This is a genomic window from Clostridioides sp. ZZV14-6150, from assembly GCF_020657875.1.
GTDB lineage: Bacteria > Bacillota > Clostridia > Peptostreptococcales > Peptostreptococcaceae > Clostridioides.
Genome location: NZ_JAGWDA010000002.1, coordinates 242,964 through 256,818, shown reverse-complemented (window position 1 = coordinate 256,818; position 13,855 = coordinate 242,964). Strand labels below are relative to the sequence as shown.

Annotated in this window: 19 protein-coding genes and 1 other annotated feature; of the genes, 12 read left to right on the top strand and 7 right to left on the bottom strand. The window is 25.4% G+C overall.

Translation table 11 applies throughout. The annotated features are described in order from the left end of the window. Window positions 1-187: 187 nt before the first annotated feature. The gene (locus KGF41_RS03705) at window positions 188-853 is read left to right on the top strand and encodes a hypothetical protein (protein WP_227840542.1); all 666 of its coding nucleotides are present in this window, start codon (window positions 188-190) and stop codon (window positions 851-853) included. Between the two features lie 148 nt (window positions 854-1,001). Here the strand turns inward: KGF41_RS03705 and KGF41_RS03700 are convergent, their stop codons facing one another. Next, window positions 1,002-2,087 carry an AI-2E family transporter gene (locus KGF41_RS03700; RefSeq protein ID WP_227827937.1) on the bottom strand — a complete coding sequence of 362 codons (1,086 nt, stop codon included), beginning with the start codon at window positions 2,085-2,087 and terminating at the stop codon, window positions 1,002-1,004. 191 nt (window positions 2,088-2,278) lie between these two features. On the opposite strand from KGF41_RS03700, the gene KGF41_RS03695 reads away from it, so the two are divergent. The 3 genes from KGF41_RS03695 to KGF41_RS03685 all read left to right on the top strand — a co-directional run bounded on the left by KGF41_RS03695 (window position 2,279) and on the right by KGF41_RS03685 (window position 4,870). Continuing rightward, a complete protein-coding gene (locus KGF41_RS03695) occupies window positions 2,279-2,995 on the top strand; it encodes a pseudouridine synthase (RefSeq protein WP_227827938.1) in 717 nt (238 codons plus the stop codon). A gap of 42 nt (window positions 2,996-3,037) precedes the next feature. After that, window positions 3,038-3,619, top strand: a complete 582-nt coding sequence (locus tag KGF41_RS03690; RefSeq protein WP_227856365.1) for a tRNA (mnm(5)s(2)U34)-methyltransferase — start codon at window positions 3,038-3,040, stop codon at window positions 3,617-3,619. A gap of 378 nt (window positions 3,620-3,997) precedes the next feature. Then, window positions 3,998-4,870 (top strand): MurR/RpiR family transcriptional regulator, encoded by an 873-nt coding sequence (locus tag KGF41_RS03685; RefSeq protein ID WP_227435034.1) that lies wholly within the window; start codon window positions 3,998-4,000, stop codon window positions 4,868-4,870. 186 nt (window positions 4,871-5,056) lie between these two features. On the opposite strand, the gene KGF41_RS03680 is transcribed toward KGF41_RS03685, so the two are convergent. Together KGF41_RS03680 and KGF41_RS03675 are read right to left on the bottom strand one after the other, a co-directional pair. Beyond that, complete coding sequence (locus KGF41_RS03680) at window positions 5,057-5,257, bottom strand: cold-shock protein (RefSeq protein ID WP_021384215.1); 201 nt, start codon at window positions 5,255-5,257, stop codon at window positions 5,057-5,059. 217 nt (window positions 5,258-5,474) lie between these two features. Continuing rightward, the gene (locus tag KGF41_RS03675) at window positions 5,475-5,651 is read right to left on the bottom strand and encodes a hypothetical protein (RefSeq protein ID WP_227827940.1); all 177 of its coding nucleotides are present in this window, start codon (window positions 5,649-5,651) and stop codon (window positions 5,475-5,477) included. 171 nt (window positions 5,652-5,822) lie between these two features. On the opposite strand from KGF41_RS03675, the gene KGF41_RS21095 reads away from it, so the two are divergent. Together KGF41_RS21095 and KGF41_RS21090 are read left to right on the top strand one after the other, a co-directional pair. Beyond that, a complete protein-coding gene (locus KGF41_RS21095; RefSeq protein ID WP_413840398.1) occupies window positions 5,823-6,359 on the top strand; it encodes a hypothetical protein in 537 nt (178 codons plus the stop codon). Then, window positions 6,296-6,739 (top strand): hypothetical protein, encoded by a 444-nt coding sequence (locus tag KGF41_RS21090; RefSeq protein WP_413840396.1) that lies wholly within the window; start codon window positions 6,296-6,298, stop codon window positions 6,737-6,739. Before KGF41_RS21095 ends, KGF41_RS21090 begins: the two co-directional genes overlap by 64 nt. 48 nt (window positions 6,740-6,787) lie before the next feature. On the opposite strand, the gene KGF41_RS03665 is transcribed toward KGF41_RS21090, so the two are convergent. Further along, on the bottom strand, window positions 6,788-7,003 hold the full coding sequence (locus tag KGF41_RS03665; protein ID WP_227827941.1) for a helix-turn-helix domain-containing protein: 216 nt from the start codon (window positions 7,001-7,003) through the stop codon (window positions 6,788-6,790). Between the two features lie 10 nt (window positions 7,004-7,013). Further along, complete coding sequence (locus KGF41_RS03660) at window positions 7,014-7,481, bottom strand: DUF2975 domain-containing protein (protein ID WP_227841609.1); 468 nt, start codon at window positions 7,479-7,481, stop codon at window positions 7,014-7,016. A 139-nt stretch (window positions 7,482-7,620) separates the two neighbouring features. On the opposite strand from KGF41_RS03660, the gene KGF41_RS03655 reads away from it, so the two are divergent. Continuing rightward, window positions 7,621-8,109, top strand: coding sequence for a DUF2975 domain-containing protein (locus tag KGF41_RS03655; RefSeq protein ID WP_227840546.1), 489 nt, complete (start codon window positions 7,621-7,623; stop codon window positions 8,107-8,109). Window positions 8,110-8,489: 380 nt separating this feature from the next. On the opposite strand, the gene KGF41_RS03650 is transcribed toward KGF41_RS03655, so the two are convergent. Next, complete coding sequence (locus KGF41_RS03650) at window positions 8,490-9,188, bottom strand: alpha/beta hydrolase (protein WP_227827944.1); 699 nt, start codon at window positions 9,186-9,188, stop codon at window positions 8,490-8,492. A gap of 264 nt (window positions 9,189-9,452) precedes the next feature. Here KGF41_RS03650 and KGF41_RS03645 point away from each other — a divergent pair, with 264 nt between their 5' ends. Further along, on the top strand, window positions 9,453-10,010 hold the full coding sequence (locus KGF41_RS03645; RefSeq protein WP_227856364.1) for a TetR/AcrR family transcriptional regulator: 558 nt from the start codon (window positions 9,453-9,455) through the stop codon (window positions 10,008-10,010). Window positions 10,011-10,330: 320 nt separating this feature from the next. On the opposite strand, the gene KGF41_RS03640 is transcribed toward KGF41_RS03645, so the two are convergent. Next, window positions 10,331-10,810 (bottom strand): GNAT family N-acetyltransferase, encoded by a 480-nt coding sequence (locus tag KGF41_RS03640; protein ID WP_227827946.1) that lies wholly within the window; start codon window positions 10,808-10,810, stop codon window positions 10,331-10,333. 300 nt (window positions 10,811-11,110) lie between these two features. On the opposite strand from KGF41_RS03640, the gene KGF41_RS03635 reads away from it, so the two are divergent. From KGF41_RS03635 to KGF41_RS03620, 4 genes are all read left to right on the top strand, one after another. After that, window positions 11,111-11,869, top strand: a complete 759-nt coding sequence (locus tag KGF41_RS03635; RefSeq protein WP_227827947.1) for an N-acetyltransferase — start codon at window positions 11,111-11,113, stop codon at window positions 11,867-11,869. A 213-nt stretch (window positions 11,870-12,082) separates the two neighbouring features. After that, complete coding sequence (locus KGF41_RS03630; RefSeq protein WP_227841611.1) at window positions 12,083-12,517, top strand: hypothetical protein; 435 nt, start codon at window positions 12,083-12,085, stop codon at window positions 12,515-12,517. A 31-nt stretch (window positions 12,518-12,548) separates the two neighbouring features. Next, window positions 12,549-12,743, top strand: coding sequence for a hypothetical protein (locus KGF41_RS03625; RefSeq protein ID WP_227841097.1), 195 nt, complete (start codon window positions 12,549-12,551; stop codon window positions 12,741-12,743). A gap of 164 nt (window positions 12,744-12,907) precedes the next feature. Beyond that, complete coding sequence (locus KGF41_RS03620; RefSeq protein WP_227827950.1) at window positions 12,908-13,408, top strand: GNAT family N-acetyltransferase; 501 nt, start codon at window positions 12,908-12,910, stop codon at window positions 13,406-13,408. An 80-nt stretch (window positions 13,409-13,488) separates the two neighbouring features. After that, window positions 13,489-13,702 (top strand) — a binding site (T-box leader). Window positions 13,703-13,855 lie beyond the last annotated feature (153 nt).

Here is a 13,855-nt window from a genome sequence, read left to right as displayed (position 1 = left end):
AAATTTTAAAATAAGTAGATTACATGATATATCTATAGATTTAAACTAATTTTTAGTTTGTTATAGTTATTCAAGTTATATCTACTTATTTTCTGTTTTATTAACAATTTTCTTGTAATAAATATAAAATATTTTAAAAACTTCCCGATTATGATAAAATTTAAAGTATATGACAAGGAGGGATTTAATGAGAGGAAGAGTAATTTTATTGATATCGATATTATCTATATTTCTTGTAGGATGTTCATTTAATAAAAAAGATGAAATAAGTTCAACTGAACAAGGAAAAATATATTTAGAGAAACATGATTATAAAAAAGCTATGGAAGCATTATCCTCTGCATTAGAAGAAGATAGCGCTAATGAAAATGCAAGAGCTATGTATATGCAATCTATGAGAATGTTAAATGTAGATGAATTTGAAAAAGATACAAATTATGAGGATGCAATTAAAGAACTTAAGCTTATAGAGAAAATCAAAAACGGGTCCTCTGTTATTAAAAATGAAGCATCTAAAAAGAAAGAGGAATTGACTAAATTAGAAAAAGAACAGAATGAAGCAGAGGAAGAAAGAAAGAAAAAGGCAAAAGATACAGCTGGAGAAGATAGGTATAGAGTGGAATCAGAAGCAAAGAAATCTTCCTATAGTGAAAAGAGTAAAAATAATAAATCTAATTCCAAAAACAAAAATACAACTTCAAATAATAACAAAGATGTAACTAACAATGATTCTTCTCAAAATCAAGAAAAACCAAATACAAGCAATCCAACACCGACACCAACTCCACCTTCATCAGAAAATAGCGGAGGGTCAGATAGTGGTGGAAATTCTCAGAACTCAAATAATCAGTAAATGTAAAGTATTACATATAAACAATTAAAACTTTGTATCAGTAAATGAAATTAACTCTTAGCATATATTCTTTGCCAAGAGTTAATTTCATTTTTTTATAGTAATGTAATAGATAATAATTAATTTTTAAAATTATAAAAGACAGAAATTATTGCAATCTCTTGTCAATATATTTATCAATAGAAGTTTTTACAACAGCAGCTACAGGTACTGAAAGAAAAACACCTATAAAACCAAAAAGAGACTGTCCTATTAAAATCGCAGAAATTATCCATATAGCTCCTATTCCAACTTGATTGCCCATAACCTTTGGTTCTATGAAATTTCCATCTAGTTGTTGTAATATAAATATAAATACGATAACCCATATGGTTTTTTGTGGACTGTATAAAATTGTCATAGCTACTGGAGGTATAGCTCCAATAAATGGGCCTAGATAAGGTATTATATTTGCTAAAAATATTATTGAAGCTAAAAATAAAGCATTTTCTATTCGAATGATAAATTGAAATCCTATAAATGCAATTATACCAATAATAAGAGAGTCTAAAATTCTACCAATTAAATAATCATAAAAAATATCATGGGTAGTTCTAAAAAATTCTATAATGTCATCAGCTTTGTTTCTAGTAGTAGAAGAATATAGTAATCTTTTAAATCCTAATGCAATTTTTTCCTTATCATATATAATATATATAGATAATATAAAGCCCATTACCATACTAAATAGCATAGATGATATGCTAAGTGTATAGATTAAAAAGTTTTTAGGAATTCTACTAATAAAATTACTAGCTTCTTTTAATGCATTATCTAAGCTATGTTGTATATGAGGAATTAGAGCTTTTAAAAAATCTATGTTTGACATATTTTTTTCTATAAAATTATTTATATAATCAGTGTAAATAGGCATTTCATTTATCAATCTATTTAATGTATTGGCTATTGAAGGAATTAGCAATCTAATACCAAAAGCTAAAATAATACCTATCAATATATAAGATAAAAAAATGGATAAAAGCCTATGTGTTTTAAATTTTATTTCAAAAAGCATTACAAGAGGATTTAAAAGCAAAGCAAGTAAAATCGCTAGTAAAAATGGACTAAAAAAGCTTAATAATCCTTCAATGCTAGATATAAAATCTGCTGGAGTATTAATAAATTTAAAAAATAAAATTCCAATAAACACGACTATTAAATAATATTTTACAGTTTCTTTTGAAATAATAATCACTTCCTTAAAATAGTGTTTAATCAGCTATTACATATTAATAGTATGTGAAAAGAAATTACAATTATTTAGGAAAATTAAATAATTTTTTGGCTTGTTTTTAATTAAGGTCTAGTATAGTATAATAATGTAACAAAATTAACATTGATAAAAATATTAAATAACATATAATTTAAGATAAGAAAGGATTATGTATGAGAATTAATAAATATATAGCTTCTTGTGGAATTGCATCTAGAAGAAAAGCAGAAGAAATCATTCTTGAAGGAAGAATAAAGGTAAATGGAAATATAGTAAAAGAACTATCTTTTAATATTGATGAAGAAAAAGATATAGTAGAATTTGATAATAAAGCAGTAAAGCCAAGCGAAAATTATGTCTATATAGTATTGAATAAGCCAGAAGGTTATATAACTACTGTAAAAGATCAGTTTAATAGACCAAGTGTAATAGATATATTAAAAGATGTAAAGGAAAGAGTATATCCAATAGGAAGGTTAGATTATGAAACAAGTGGGCTTTTGATACTTACTAATGATGGAGATTTAACATATAAACTTACTCATCCAAAACATGAAATTAATAAAACTTATGTGGCAAGTGTAAAAGGAATTATAAATAAGGATGAAATAAGAAGTTTTGAAAAAGGACTAAAAATAGAAGATTACACAACGGCACCTGCTAAAATTAGAGTAACTAAAGAAAATAAAGAAAAGAATTATTCAGTATGCGAAATAACAATACATGAAGGAAGAAATAGACAAGTAAGAAAAATGTGTAAAGCTATAAATCATCCAGTTTTAAACCTAAGAAGAATTTCTGTAGGGAAAATAGTATTAAAAGATATAAAAATTGGCGAATATAGATATTTAACGGAAGACGAAATAAAATATTTAAAATCAATAAAATAGCATGAAAATGAAATGAAGTTAATAGCAGGGAGAAATGATATTATGGCATATGCAAAACATTTAACTAAAATTACAGATATAAATAAATTTTATTTAGAAAATATTATTAATAAAGGTGATATAGTAATAGATGCTACCATGGGAAATGGTTATGATACAAAGTATTTGGCTGAAAAGGTTGGAGAAGAAGGCTTTGTATATGCATTTGATATACAAGAAGAAGCTATAGAATCTACAAGAAAAAAATTAGAAAAAGAAGGATATATAGATAGAGTAAAATTAATACTTGATGGTCATGAAAATATAAATAAATATGTAAAAGAAGAAGTTTCATGTGTTTTATTTAATTTAGGATATCTTCCAAGAGCAAAACATCTAATTATAACTAAACCAGATACAACTTTAAAAGCTATAAAGTCTAGCTTAGAAATATTAAAAGAAAATGGAATAATAAGTATTGCTATATATACAGGACATGATGGAGGTCAAGAAGAAAAAGATAGTATATATAATTTTGTAAATAATTTAAATCAAGATGAATTTAATGTTTTAGAATCTAAATTTTTAAATCAAGTCAATAACCCACCACAATTGATTTTAATTGAAAAGAAAAAATCACAATAAACACTAAAAAAAACTTGACAAGATTCTATTAAGAGTTAATATATATATTGTAACCTTTTAAAAATACTTTAAATAATAAGCATATGATAATTTGCTTTCGAAGTAAGAGATATGCTTAAATATGCAGAATAAAATATTTAACTTTTAAATGAGTAAAAATTGAAAATTTTAAAAGAAATATTGAACAAATCTTAAAAAATGCAAGGAAAAATGGTATAATAAATTTAATCGAAAATACTATGTGAAGTATAAGGTACAGAAAAGTTAGAATTTTATGAGTTTAAGAATCTGAGATAAAAACTAAAATAATAAAATTTTTAGAAAAAATAGTAGTAGTCATAAAAAGAAAATAGTTTAGATAACTAAAAGGAGAAAAAAATGGAAGAAACAAATGAAATGAAAGATAGTAAACATTTGATATCAAATATACAATCTCAATATACGAGGTTAAGTAAGGGTCAAAAACTTATAGCACAATATATTTTAAATAATTATGATAAGGTTGCATTCATGACTGCATGCAAATTAGGTGAAACTGTAGGAGTAAGTGAATCTACTGTTGTAAGATTTGCAAATGCTCTAGGCTATAGTGGGTATCCAAAATTACAAGCTGCACTTCAAGAACTCATAAAAAATAAATTAACTACAGTACAAAGAGTTGAAATGGCACATGATTATTCCGATGATTTTGCAATATTGAACAAAGTTTTAAAGAGTGATATAGATAATATAAGATCAACATTAGAAGAAATTGATGAAAAAGCATTTAAAGAAGCTTCGAATAAACTTTTAAAGGCAAGAAAAATATATATACTTGGTATGAGAAGCTCTTTTGTAGTAGCTCAATACCTAGGTTTTTACTTAGATATAATACTTGATAATGTCCATATAATTAGAATGGATATGGGAGATGCTTTTGAACAGATTGTAAGAATAAACGAAGAAGATGTTATAGTTGCAATTAGTTTCCCACGTTATTCAAAAAAATCTTATCAAATTGTCAATTATGCTAAGGAAAAAGGAGCACATGTAATTTCATTAACAGATAGTTTATTTGCACCAGTGGCAGCACTTGCAGACAATACTCTTTTGGTTAAGAGTAATATGGCTTCATTTGTAGATTCACTAGTTCCAGCACTTAGTATTTCAAATGCTCTTGCTATATCTGTTGGAATGAAAGAAAAAGAAGATATTAAACAGCACTTCGATGACTTAGAGCAAATCTGGAAGAGATATTCTGTATATGAGTAAAGCTTGTATATTAATAAGTAGGATTAATTATTAAAAGTCTCAAATCTAGCAGTGTTTGAGTAAAAATTCTATAAAAAAACTGACTGACATTTAACTGGCAGTCAGTTTTTTTATTTAAATAAGATTTTGCTTAAATTATCAATAAAAAAAGACCCTCAAAAGAGTCTTTCCCGAAAAATCTATATATTATAATATAGTTATATTTTCTGCTTGAGGACCTCTAGCGCCTTTAACTATATCAAAGCTTACTTGTTGACCTTCTTCTAATGATTTAAATCCTGAAGTTTGTATAGCTGAGAAATGAGCAAATACATCATCTCCACCTTCTATTGATATAAATCCAAATCCTTTTTCATTATTAAACCATTTCACTATTCCATTATTCATTTAAAAATACTCCTATTAACCTATATCAAGATATACTTGATTTAATTGTGTATTACTACAAATACTATTGTATCATAGATTAATAGAAATGTCTATTCAATTATATTTTTTAGTTAACATTTTTGGTTATTATTAATCTTAAAAATATATTTAAGAGCTTTGTATTAATATAAAAGTAGATAAAACTAAAAAGGGTTTTCTAGAAAATAAAGCCTATCTAATTATACTTACTTACCAATACCATAACTTGATGCAAGCAGGATTCTACCACATTTTCTCCATACTCTAGTATAAAATCATCTAACTGTGTATCTATAAAATCACAATAATCATATGAACTGCCAATATAAGCAGTTAACATATGTGTACATCTACCCATTTTATCTCTAAACATATATTATTATCCCCCTAAAAAACTTTCATAAAAACAAAAAGAAAATATCTTTTTGGCAACTGGCTGAATAATTTAGGAGTCCCCCTTAAATTTACTTACTTTCATTATAAAGAATACTTATAATAGTATATACATTTTGTAAATAATGAATATGCTAAAAGAGCTGGAATAATGTTTGATGAAAGTTTAAACCCTGATATACATTCACTAAGAATGACAATACTTTATGGATTAAAAGGAATAAGTGCTTATGGGCATCAGGCTAGAGAGCTTGTATATTATAATAATCAAGTAGATGAATTTTATTTTAGAGCACTATCAGCAATTACAGATGATGATATTTCTTTAGAGAACTTAATAACATTAACTCTTAAGACAGGTGATATGAGTGTTGCTGTAATGCAAAAATTAGATGAACCTAATACTACCATTTATAAAAACCCAGAACCTCATAAGGTAAATGTAAAGATAAAAAAAGGACCTTTTATAATAGTTTCAGGACATGATTTAAAAGATTTAGAAATGTTACTTAAACAAACAGAAGGAAAAGGGATAAATATATATACTCATGGAGAAATGATTCCTTGTCATGGATATCCAGAATTAAATAAATATACTCATTTAGTAGGTAACTTTGGAGGAGCATGGCAAGACCAGGAAGAAATTACTATACCGAGTTTGCTAAACAAGTTCCTAAAGATTGTATAATTTTAACACTTGCATGCGGAAAATATAGATTTAATAAGTTAAACTTTGGAGAAGTAGCTGGGTTTCCTAGGTTGCTAGATGTTGGTCAATGTAATGATGCTTATTCAGCAGTAAGAATAGCTTTAGCTTTAGCTAATGCATTTGATACAGATGTGAATAGTCTTCCTCTTTCAATAATATTATCATGGTATGAGCAAAAATCTGTAGCAGATTTATTAGCATCATTATCACTAGATATAAAAAATATTTATTTAGGGCCAAGTTTACTAGCATTTATAAGTCCAAATGTACTACAATATTTAGTTGATACATTTAATTTAATACCTATTAGTACACCTGAAAAAGATTTGGCAACATGTCTAAATGTTCCAGCAAAATAGTAAAGACTATAGGTGATAATCAAAAAGAGTGTTTTAGACACTCTTTTCTTAATCATCATCATCTTCTACATATTCAAGTATATCACCTGGTTGGCAATCTAAAGCTTTACAAATTTCATTTAGAGTGGTAAATCTAATAGCTTTTGCTTTACCAGTTTTTAAAATTGATAAATTAGCATTTGTAATATCTATTTTTTCAGCCAAATCTTTAAGTGATATTTTTCTTTTTGCCATCATTACATCTAGATTAACTATAATTGCCATAATATCACCTCTATATCGTTAAATCATTATCTTCTTTTATTTTTATAGCTTTATTAAATGTTTCAGCAATTACAAAACACATTAGTGCAAATATAAAAGAGATGACCATAAGTGGTGAAATTCCTCCACTATCAGCTCCAAAAACTCTTATATTACTGGTATTCAAACTATAACCATTGATACATTCAATTATAGTATTTATCAATAAGCAATATCCCATTATTTTAAATCTCTTTACATTTTCAAGCATGAAAGGTGAGTATTTAGTACTATTAATTATAAAAGTTAAGCATAAGATAACTATGAAATAGTTAGAAAAATACATTATTCTAACAACTAAAATAAATAATTTTTCAAAGTTAAAATCATATAAAAACATAGGTATCATACACATGAATAGTATACCAGATACACTTAAAATTACTAGTATAAAGTATAAAAATACTGATAGAATCTTGTTAAAAAGTCTTGTAATCATTAAATATCATCTCCTTAATATAATGTATATTATTGATTATAATATATAATTTATTGTTTTTCAATAATAAATTATTGACATAGAATATAAAAATATTATAAAATGTATATAAATAAGAATATTAAGGTGGTAAGTTTATATGAAAAAGAATATAAGTTCTAAAATATTGAATAATATTGTGCTAGTTGGAATAATTTTGACTTTATTATCACTTATTTTAACACCATTAGCACTGACAGCGTATTTTAAAAGTAGTTTGGAAATTACAAATACAAATATGCCAACTATAATGTCAATAGCTATATATATATGTGCTATTCCGTATGTTGTATCATTATTTATGTTAAAAAGATTATGTAAGCTAGTGGCAATAAATAATCCATTTTCAGAAGAGATACCTAAAAACTTAAAAAAAATATCCATCTGTGCATTTAGTGAAATTTTTATATTCAACTTTGTAGTGATAATATTATATTATTGTTATGATATATACTTATATGCAATTACTATAATACCTGTAGTTATAGTATCATTTGTTTCATTATCAATAGGATTTCTAGCTTTAGTTCTATCAATTTTATTCAATAAAGTTATTGAAATAAAAGATGAGAATGATAAAACAATATAATAAATTTATACACTAATATGTTTATTAAAAATATTTTAGGTTGATTTTATTAGATTTAATTTTAATTAATACTATAGCTGTAAAGTATATTAATAATACATAAGAGATTAGATTTTATAGATAATTAGATTTTATTAGTAAAAATAAGCTAAAAGTATACAACACAGAAAGAAAAAATAGTGATAGAATGTTCTATCACTATTTTTTCTTTCTATGTTAATTTGAGTATACAATACTTTTTTCTAGATTAAGAGTTTTAAAAGTATCTTTTATAATAATTAATTTATTGCTTACCTGCTTATTTTAATAATACTAAGATAAAGTGAATTGATATAGTAATTGCTCTAATTTATATGAAAACAGTAATGATAAGATTATCTTTACTTAAACAAAGTATTTATCCATTCATTTAATACTTTTAATTGCTCTTGTGTATTAAACCAATGCTCGCCGTTTTCTATAACTGTTAAATTGCAATTAAAATGGTGTGTAAATTTCTCTACCACACTTAGTTCTGTAAGTTCATCGTGTTTACCATATAGTATTCTTGTTGTAGTATTCCATTTAGTAATAGGATGTTTTTTGACATATTGTAGATATTCCCATGAGAGTGTATGACCAAATGAAGTTGGAATAATTAGTTCATGTTTAAGTTGTTCTTCTGATACATTTGCCCAAAGCATCATATTAGAGATAAGCTGTTTCATATCAAGAATTGGAGATACAAAAACACACTCTTCCAGATTCTCATTTTCAAAACTCAACATACTAAACCATGCACCAATACTATTTGCATATAATGAAATTTGATTCCAGTTAGATTTTGCATATTTCATTATAGTTAATAGCTCTGGAACAACATTCCATGGGTCAAACGAAATGTTTTCTTCTTTACGTTCTCCATGTTTAGGTAAATCAATACTTAAAACCTGCCATCCATGATTAACAGCAATATTAGCAAAAGTTTCGGCTTCTTCTTTATAACCACATTGTCCGTGTATGTAAATATACAATTTGTTTGACGAATTTCCCCAAAGAATTGAAGGAATTCCATGAATTTGAAAATATTTCTTTTCCATAAAAATCTCCTCTCAGTTTAATATATAGTATCTATTTATGTATCTATTAAACTATAAAATTATACTGTAATATTCTAATTTAATTATCTATAATACTAATTTAATTAGTTATAATACTAATATAATTAGTATTATATTAAACTAAAATTAAATTGTCAACATTGCATTTAATATAAAGTGTTTTATAAGTCTTAATTGTTGACGAAGCTAATTAGATTAGTTAAACTAATAAAGTAATTAATTTTAGTTGAGAGAGGTATAATCATGCGTGTTAGTAGAGATATAGTAATACAGGTAGCATCTGATATAGCTGATAAAGATGGGCTTAACAAGCTTTCTTTAAAAGTTGTTGCAGAAAAACTAAGTATACGTACACCATCTTTGTATAATCATATAGAGAGCTTAGATGATTTATTGAGAGAGATTGCTCATAGTGGAATGAGGAAAATGAATAAACAGATGGAGAAAGTTGCTATTGGTGATTCTGGAGATACAGCTATAAAATCTGTAAGTATTGCATATTTTAACTTTATAATTGCTCATCCTGGGGTTTATGAAACAATTCAATGGGCTATTTGGCATGGAAACAGTGAAACATCAGAGATATTTGAAGACTATAAATCGCTATTAGAAAAACTTATTCTTTCTTGTAATTTAAGAACAAAGAATATAGATGAAGTATTAAATTTGTTGATGAGTGTGATTCATGGATACTCAACTTTGCAACTTGGAAAAGCTCTTTTAAATTCAGAAGAAGCTATAAAAGGTCTATCTGACACTTTTGATACTGTACTATTAGGTGTTCATAAAAAGTATGACTAAGTATATCACTAAATATTAATGTAAATGATAGAATTAATATTCAACATTACATATATATCAATAAGTTATAACAAAGGAATACTAAAAAATACTTATTATTTATAGATAACATTGTTGATAAAATAGTTGATTTAATTAATAGGTTGGATTAGAAAATGAAAAGTAAAAAAATAAATATTAATGTCTTTGTTAGTAGATTCTTTTAAAGTATATTACTTAAAAATTTAAAGAGAAATAGTGTGATTTTAAAATTTAATTTAAAAGCAAATCAACTTTAAAAACTTTAAGTGGATTTGCTTTTAATATATTTTTTTATTAAATTAGTTTGCTATTGATAGCTTCATTGGAGTAAAACGTATGCCATTGACAATCTGTTCAACATTAGTATCTTTAAATCCTAATTTATGGTAAAATTCAATAGCATAAGGTGATGAATTTACAGTTATTTCAGTTAAATCATCTTTGTTTTCAGTAAAATACTTTACACCTACAGCCATTAATTTTTTTGCAACACCACGTTTGTGATAATTTTTATCTACAAATAACATACATATATGATTTAGGTCTCTGATAGCTAAAACCCCAATTAACTTTTCACAATCAAAACAGCCCCAAAAGAAAATAGATTTTTCTTTGACTTTTTCAATAATAGAGTTATATTCTATAAATTCATGGAATGACTCAATTCCCTCAGCACAATAATCTGGAGACTCAAATTCTTCAAATACATTCCAAATTAAATTTAATGCATTTCTAATATCATGCTCTTTTAATTCTCTTATTAGGTACTTTTCATACATTATAAACAACACCTCTATTATTAAAAATTTTCTTATAATTATATACCTTAAATATATTTATTTCAATATAAATTATTTTATTAATTTTTAATTTAAAGATGATTAATAAAATAATCTATATACAATATACTTAGAACATAAAAATTTATTTAATTTTACATACAATTTAATAATAAAAATAAATTTGAAATAATCTAAAATGAAAATATATATGACATATAAGTGTCATATATATAATAGTACAATAAAGATATACTATATACATGAAAACTATTTTGTAAAGAGAAAAGGAGAGACAATATGCAGATTATAGATATAAATTTAAACAATATTGACAATGAACATATATGTTGTGCAATTACTGAAAAAAAGGGAGAAAACTGTGTTTCTTCTAAAAAATCTTGGATGAAAAGCAATTTTGATAAAGGCCTTGTATTTAAAAGGTTAGATGAAAGAGGTAAAGTTTTTATAGAATATATTCCAGCAGAAAATGCATGGTGTCCTATTACTGCAAATAATTATATGTATATTAATTGTTTCTGGGTATCTGGAAAATTTAAAGGACAAGGATATTCTAATTTATTACTACAAAAATGTATTGATGATGCAAAGTCAAAAGGAAAATATGGGCTAGTTGTACTTTCATCTGAAAAAAAACTACCTTTTTTATCTGATTCTAAGTATCTAAAATATAAAGGATTTTATCTGGCAGATACATCAGAACCTAGTTATGAACTATTGTATTTTCCATTTACTAATAATGTACCTATTCCATGCTTTAAAGATTGTGTAAAACAAAGCAAACCAAAGGAGAATGGGATAGTTTTATATTATAGTAATCAGTGTCCACATACTGCAAAATATGCTCCTATTTTGAAAAAAATTGCGAATGCTAGAGGTATTGAAGTAAATCTTATAAAATTTGAAACAGCAAAAGAAGCACAAAATGCTCCTGCGCCATTTACTACATATAGTCTTTTTTTCAATGGGAAATTTATAACTAATGAGATATTTTCTGAGAAAAAAATCGAAAATTTTTTAGATAGTAAAGGTTTTTAAAACTCAATTAAAATAAGATATAAATATTGTAATTTTAAATTGTGATATTTTATAATTTAATGTATTTTAGATGTCTATTAAATTCTAATCTATATACTTAAGGTATCCCATGAATTTACTATTTATTATGATTATTGTGGTATAGTGTTGAGTAGATGAAATTTTGTTAAATATTGGAATGTAAATAAAATATATTAAGAGAGGGTAATTATTATGAATAAAAGTATTAACACAAAAATTATATCTGCTGGAATGGTTATATCTATGTTAATTACAGGAACTGCATATGCACAAGAAAATTCAGAAACTAGTAAAGATAATTACAGTATTGATAAAAGTAATATAAGAGTTGAAAATCCAATAGATATACATAATTTGTGTGGTGGATGGGCAAATATTAGGTTGCTAAACGAAGATGACTTGAAAGTGTTTAATGAAACTAAAGGAACATTGCTAGGTGTTGAATATGAGCCACTTATTGTTTCTACTCAAATTGTAGCTGGAACAAATTATAAATTTATTTGTAAGGCTGAGACAGTTTCAAGTACACCTAAAAAGTATTTAGCAGAGGTTAATATTTTTAAACCTCTTCCTTTTGAAAAAAATAATAAAGCAATAATAAAAAGTATTAATAAAATTAATGAATAAAAATATAATAAATTATAGTAGGGAATTCTCAATGGATATAGTATCTATTTTAACCAATATAGACATAAAGAAGTTGAATGACTTTTATAGTGGAAAAGTAACTCTACATTATGATGAGTTAATACTTATAAATAGTGTCATTATAATGTCATTTGCAGATACATTTAAAACTACTAAGTATAGTCATGATATGATAATTAAGACTCGCAAAAAAGATATTGAGTAGTAAAATTTATAGCCTGCTAGAAAATATAGAACTAATAAATGAAAATTCATGTAATAGACGAGGTTTTATCATATTAAAAAGAAAATCAATAGAAAGACTATTGTTGTGTCTGATTAAGAGTTCTTTGATAACAATTTTAGTCCTTCTCTTAAAAAGGAGAAAAAATGATATTAAAAACAAAAAGATTAACTTTAATTCCACTATCACTTCGTCAACTTGAACTTTGGACTTCCAATAATGCAGAATTAGAAAAGGAATTGGATTGCATTTATTGTGCAGAACCAATGATTGGGTTTTTTTATGATATTGTAAAAAGACAATTAGATATTGCTAAAAAAGATGAAAAAAATATATTGTTTTATACATTTTGGTTTATTATGCTAAATGAAAACCGTACAATTATAGGATTAGCTGATTTTAAAGATGTACCAAATTCTTATGGTGAAATTGAGATTGGTTATGGCCTAGGTGAAGATTATAAAAAACAAGGATATATGACAGAAGCTGTTAAAAAGATATGTAGTTGGGGATTAAGTCAACAAAATGTTTCTTCTGTGATAGCTGAAACTGATGCAGACAATACAGATTCACAAAGTGTTTTATTAAGATGTGGTTTTAAGTTATATCGTAACTCAGATACAAAATGGTGGAAATTAACAATCTAGAAAAAATTTCCAAAAGTTTATAAATAATATTGACAAACTACTAAAAATAAATTATTATATAAAACAACAAGAAAAGAAATTGAAATCCTATGAAAAAGAAAGTAGCATAAAAGGATTTGATAGAGAGCTAGGGATGGTGGAAGCCTAGTAATGAATTTTATTGTGAATAGAGCTTTGGAGGAAGTTACCAGAACTAGGAGTATGGTAATTGGTGAGTCTCGCCTTAAGAGATTAGAGTGGGTAAGATTATCTTATCAATTAGAGTGGTAACGCGGGTGTATATTCGTCTCTTGGTCTTTGACCAAGAGGCTTTTTTAATTTTAAATATACATTTGCAAATACTTTTTAATTTATAAGAATATTTATTATAATTATAATTTTACCAATAAGAGTGGTACCGCGGAAATTCGCCTCTTAGCATTATCAATGCTAAGGGGCTTTTTATTG